We start from the raw sequence: 5,288 nt of genomic DNA on the forward strand, positions 1-5,288 counted from the left end.
ACGTGCTCGCCGGGGGCGTGCCGGCCGTTGTAGAGCTGCCACAGCTCGGGGCGCTGGCGGCGCGGGTCCCACTGCGAGAACTCGTCGCGCAGCGAGAACACGCGCTCCTTGGCGCGGGCCTTCTCCTCGTCCCGGCGGCCGCCGCCGAAGACGGCGTCGAACTTCTCCGCGGCGATCCGCTCGGTGAGCGGCGTCGTCTGGAGCGGGTTGCGCAGACCGTCGGGACGCTCCTTGAGCACGCCGCGGTCGATGTAGTCCTGCACGGACGCGACGTGCAGCCGCAGCCCGTGCCGGGCCACCGCACGGTCGCGGTAGGCGAGGACCTCGGGGAAGTTGTGGCCCGTGTCCACGTGCAGCAGCGAGAAGGGGATCGCCGCCGGGGCGAACGCCTTCAGCGCCAGGTGCAGCATGACGATCGAGTCCTTGCCGCCGGAGAAGAGGATCACCGGCCGCTCGAACTCGCCCGCGACCTCGCGGAAGATGTGCACGGCCTCCGACTCGAGCGCGTCGAGGTGGCTGAGGGCGTACGGGCTGTCGGTCTCCTCGGAGACGTTCGAGGCTACGGTCGTCATGCGGCGAGTCCCCTCTCGGTGAGCAGTGCGCGCAGCGCCGTGGCGGACTCCTGCACGGTCTGGTGCTGCGACTCGATGCGCAGGTCGGGCGACTCGGGCACCTCGTACGGGTCGTCGACCCCGGTGAGGCCCGAGAGCTCTCCGGCGGCCTGCTTCGCGTACAGGCCCTTGACGTCGCGCACGGAGCAGACGTCGAGCGGCGTGGCGATGTGCACCTCGAGGTAGGCGGTGCCGGCGCCCTGATGGCGGGTGCGGACGGCCTCGCGGCTGTCCGCGTACGGGGCGATGACCGGGACGAGCGCCAGCACGCCGTTGCGGGCGAGGAGTTCGGCCAGAAAGCCGATGCGCTGCACGTTGGTGTGCCGGTCCGCGCGGCTGAAGCCGAGCCCCGCGGAGAGGAACTCGCGGATCTCGTCGCCGTCGAGCACCTCGACCCTGCGGCCCTCGGCGCGCAGCGTCGCGGCCAGTTCGTTGGCGATCGTGGTCTTGCCGGCGCTCGGCAGACCCGTGAGCCAGATGGTGGCTCCGGTCACTTGCTTCTCCAAAGTCCGTGGTGACGTCGTCATCAGCCGTGCAGTCCGCACTCGGTCTTGGCCCGGCCCGCCCAGCGTCCGGCGCGGGCGTCCTCGCCCTCCAGGAGGCGGCGGGTGCAGGGGGCGCAGCCCACCGATCCGTAGCCGTCCATGAGGAGCGGGTTGGTCAGGACGCCGTGCTCGGTGACGTACGCGTCGACGTCGTCCTGGGTCCAGCGGGCGATGGGGGAGACCTTCACCTTGCGGCGCTTGGCGTCCCAGCCGACGACCGGGGTGTCCGCCCGGGTCGGGGACTCGTCGCGGCGCAGTCCGGTCGCCCAGGCCGCGTAGCCGGTCAGGCCCTCCTGGAGCGGTGTGACCTTGCGCATCGCGCAGCACAGGTCGGGGTCGCGGTCGTGCAGCTTCGGGCCGAACTCGGCGTCCTGCTCGGCCACGGTCTGCCGCGGGGTGAGCGTGATGACGTTGACGTCCATCACGGCCTCGACGGCGTCACGGGTGCCGATGGTCTCCTCGAAGTGGTAGCCCGTGTCGAGGAAGACGACGTCGACGCCGGGCATCGCGCGCGAGGCGAGGTGGGCGACGACCGCGTCCTCCATGGACGAGGTCACACAGAACTTCGAGCCGAAGACCGTCGTCGCCCACCGGAGGATCTCCAGCGGGGAGGCGTCCTCCAGCTCGCGCCCGGCCCGCTCGGCGAGCGCCTGGAGCTCGGCGTCGGTCGTGTCCTCGGAGTAGGTGTACGAAGAGGTCTGCGCAGTCTGAGCGGTCGTCATATCCGGTCCCCTCCACTGTCGTTGTCGCCGTCGTGGCGCTGGAGTCCGCGGGCGAGGAGCCCGAGGAACTTCAGCTGGAATGCGCGGTTGCACGCCGCGCATTCCCAGGCGCCGTGTCCGTCCGCGTGCGGCCGCAGGTCCTCGTCGCCGCAGTACGGGCAGAAGAAGGGCGCGGCCCGCCCGCTCACGAGAGGGCCTCGGCGGAGGCGCGGGCCGCCCAGGTCGCGAAGCGCTCGCCGTCCTCGCGCTCCGCCTGGAAGTTCGTGAGCACCCGCTCGATGTAGTCGGGCAGTTCGGCCGAGGTGACCTTGAGGCCGCGCACCTTGCGGCCGAACCCGGCGTCGAGGCCGAGCGCGCCGCCGAGGTGCACCTGGTAGCCCTCGACCTGCTCGCCGTTCTTGTCCAGCATCAGCTGGCCCTTGAGGCCGATGTCCGCCACCTGGATGCGGGCGCAGGCGTTCGGGCAGCCGTTGAGGTTGATGGTGAGCGGTTCGTCGAACTCCGGCAGGCGGCGCTCCAGTTCGTCGATGAGCAGCGAGCCGCGGCCCTTGGTCTCGACGATCGCCAGCTTGCAGAACTCGATGCCGGTGCAGGCCATGGTGCCGCGCCGGAACGGCGACGGCCTGACCTGGAAGTCCAGCGCCTCGAGGCCCGCGACGAGCGGTTCGACCTGGTCCTCGGCGACGTCGAGGATGATCATCTTCTGCTCGACGGTGGTGCGCAGCCGGTCCGAGCCGTGCGCGCCGGCCAGCTCGGCGATCTTGGTGAGCGTGGTGCCGTCCACCCGGCCGACCCGCGGGGCGAAGCCGACGTAGAAGCGGCCGTCCTGCTGCCGGTGGACGCCGATGTGGTCGCGCCACTTCTGCGAGGGCTCGGCGGGCGCCGGACCGTCGACCAGCGGGCGCCCGAGGTACTCGTCCTCCAGGACCTGGCGGAACTTCTCCGGGCCCCAGTCGGCCATCAGGAACTTCAGGCGGGCGCGGTTGCGCAGGCGCCGGTAGCCGTAGTCGCGGAAGATGCCGACCACGCCGGCCCAGACGTCGGCGACCTCGTCGAGCGGCACCCAGGCGCCGAGCCGCTCCGCGAACCGCGGGTTCGTGGACAGGCCGCCACCCACCCACAGGTCGAAGCCGGGCCCGTGCTCGGGGTGCTCGACGCCGACGAACGCCACGTCGTTGATCTCGTGCACCACGTCCTGGACGGGGGAGCCGGAGATCGCGGTCTTGAACTTGCGCGGCAGGTTGGAGAATTCCTTGTTGCCGATGTAGCGGTCGTGGATCTCGTCCACGGCCGGCGTGCCGTCGATGATCTCGTCGGCGGCGATCCCGGCGACCGGGGAGCCGATGATCACGCGGGGGCAGTCGCCGCACGCCTCGGTCGTGGACAGGCCCACGGCCTCCAGCTTCTCCCAGATCGCGGGCACGTCCTCGATCCGGATCCAGTGCAGCTGGATGTTCTGCCGGTCGGTGATGTCGGCGGTGCCGCGCGCGTACTGCTCGGAGATCTCGCCGATGACGCGCAGCTGCGCGACGGTGAGCCGGCCGCCGTCCACGCGCACGCGCAGCATGAAGTACTTGTCGTCCAGCTCCTCCGGTTCGAGCACGGCCGTCTTGCCGCCGTCGATCCCGGGCTTGCGCTGGGTGTACAGGCCCCACCAGCGCATCCGGCCGCGCAGGTCGTTGGGGTCGATGGAGTCGAAGCCGCGCTTCGAGTAGATCGTCTCAATGCGTGTCCGCACATTGAGACCGTCGTCGTCCTTCTTGAACTGCTCGTTGCCGTTGAGCGGAGTGTGGTGGCCCACGGCCCACTGGCCCTCGCCGCGGTGACGGCTCACCTTGCGGCGGGGCGCGGCGGTGCCGGGCTTTTCGGGGGTGGCAGCCATGGGTGTACGTCCTTCAAGGCAGGCTGAGGGCGGCTCTGAGCAGCACACTTCGCGATGCGGCGCGGCGGTGCGCAGGGGAATGTCAGATGACTCGGATGGAGCGGGAGACGCGGCGGTGCTGTGCGGTCAGCGCGCCGGACAGATGGCGCTGGACATGCGGCCGAAGTCGACGTGACGTCGACTCACCAAGGCGGTTCCAGCTGTAGACATGACGGAAGCGTGTCATGGGACTTTGGGCCCGGTCCACCATCGTCCACCATGCGGACGAGATTGTCTCGCATCGTGGAAGATGGTGGCGTCGGTCACAGGGTGGGCGGGTGATAGGTCGCGAAGGCCCGTATTGAGGACCCGGGCCGGGTGCGGCTCAGACCGCGGGGAACGCGCCGGGCCACGGCCCCGGCGTCACGACCTGCGGCTCCTCGGCCGTCTCGGTCCGGAAGAGCCGGAAGCCGCGCTTCTCGTAGTTCGCCATCGCGTGCTCGCCGTCGCGACTGCACGTGTGCACCCACACCCGCTTCGTCGGCGTCCGGCCCGGCCACCGCTCGGCCAGGTCCCAGGCCCGCGCGATCCCGTACGAGAGCAGGTGGCCGCCGATCCGGCGGCCACGGAAGGCCGGGATCAGGCCGAAGTACACGATCTCCACGGCGCCGTCGTCCTGCGCGTCCAGCTCCACGTACCCGGCCGGCGTACCCCGGTCGTACGCGACCCAGGTCTCCGCGCCGGGACGCGCGAGCTGCTCCTCCCACTGCGCGTACGACCAGCCGAGCCGGTCGATCCACTTGATGTCGCCGCCCACGGACGCGTACAGGAAGCGGTTGAACTCGGGGGAGGGGACCTCGGCGCGCACGACCCGCACCGCGTCGCCGGCGGGCTCCGCCGCGGGACGCAGATCGGCGGGTGAGCCCTGCTCGAGGTACCAGGTGGTGACGGTCTCGGTGCTGCTGTTCATGCCGCACATCGGATCACGCCGGACGGACCGGGGCCAAGGGCGGTCAGGTCCCGGCCCGCCCCGGCGCCCGGTCGGGGTGCCGGATGGTGTCCCAGGGCGTCCGGTTCCACGGGCTGCGGCGGTCGTCCGGGTCGAGCAGCGCCCGCAGATGCGCGTCGGCGACCTCCTGCGGGGCGGGCAGCGACGCCTCGGACGCCCGGCCGCTCAGCCCTTCGCGCCACACGGCCCGGCCGAGCAGGTAGTGCTCCGCGTACTCCTGCCACGAGTCGTACGTGCGGGCCAGCTGCGGCACCACGTTCTTCAGCAGGTTCCAGGCGTCGGCCTCGTCGAGCAGCCCGCAGCCGAAGCCCCGCCGGGTGAGGTCCGTGTACAGCGCCATGTCCCAGGCCAGCGGCTCGACCCCGAGCCGGGCGCGGGCCGCCGTCCGGTACCCGGAGCGGGCCAGCCCGCCGAGCCGGACGAGCAGCTCCTCCCGCGTCGCGATCTCCCACTGGTCCGCGAGCCAGTGCCGGGCGCTGGCGTCGTCGATCCGCGCGAACGGGTACAGCGTCGTGCGCGAGACGTCACGGTCCCGGCTCA

The 5,288-nt window shown here is 71.5% G+C and carries 7 protein-coding genes; all 7 read right to left on the reverse strand.

Features of this window, described 5'->3' with window-relative positions:
* Nucleotides 1–572: sulfate adenylyltransferase subunit CysD (gene cysD / locus GTW43_RS10180; protein ID WP_161301317.1), on the reverse strand; the 572-nt coding region annotated here is incomplete at its 3' end.
* On the reverse strand, nt 569–1,138 hold the full coding sequence (cysC, locus tag GTW43_RS10185; protein ID WP_161301318.1) for an adenylyl-sulfate kinase: 570 nt from the start codon (nt 1,136–1,138) through the stop codon (nt 569–571). The genes cysD and cysC, both read right to left, overlap by 4 nt.
* The gene (locus GTW43_RS10190; protein ID WP_161301319.1) at nt 1,138–1,878 is read right to left on the reverse strand and encodes a phosphoadenylyl-sulfate reductase; all 741 of its coding nucleotides are present in this window, start codon (nt 1,876–1,878) and stop codon (nt 1,138–1,140) included. Before GTW43_RS10190 ends, cysC begins: the two co-directional genes overlap by 1 nt.
* Nucleotides 1,875–2,066, reverse strand: a complete 192-nt coding sequence (locus GTW43_RS10195; protein ID WP_161301320.1) for a hypothetical protein — start codon at nt 2,064–2,066, stop codon at nt 1,875–1,877. The genes GTW43_RS10190 and GTW43_RS10195 overlap by 4 nt, the downstream gene beginning before the upstream one ends.
* On the reverse strand, nt 2,063–3,760 hold the full coding sequence (locus GTW43_RS10200; protein ID WP_161301321.1) for a nitrite/sulfite reductase: 1,698 nt from the start codon (nt 3,758–3,760) through the stop codon (nt 2,063–2,065). Before GTW43_RS10200 ends, GTW43_RS10195 begins: the two co-directional genes overlap by 4 nt.
* A 364-nt stretch (nt 3,761–4,124) precedes the next feature.
* Nucleotides 4,125–4,709 (reverse strand): GNAT family N-acetyltransferase, encoded by a 585-nt coding sequence (locus tag GTW43_RS10205; protein WP_161301322.1) that lies wholly within the window; start codon nt 4,707–4,709, stop codon nt 4,125–4,127.
* A gap of 43 nt (nt 4,710–4,752) precedes the next feature.
* Nucleotides 4,753–5,288 (reverse strand): DUF1266 domain-containing protein (locus GTW43_RS10210; RefSeq protein ID WP_161301323.1); only part of this gene is annotated, 536 nt, incomplete at its 5' end.

The sequence above is a fragment of the Streptomyces sp. SID5785 genome, assembly GCF_009870065.1.
Taxonomy (GTDB): domain Bacteria; phylum Actinomycetota; class Actinomycetes; order Streptomycetales; family Streptomycetaceae; genus Streptomyces.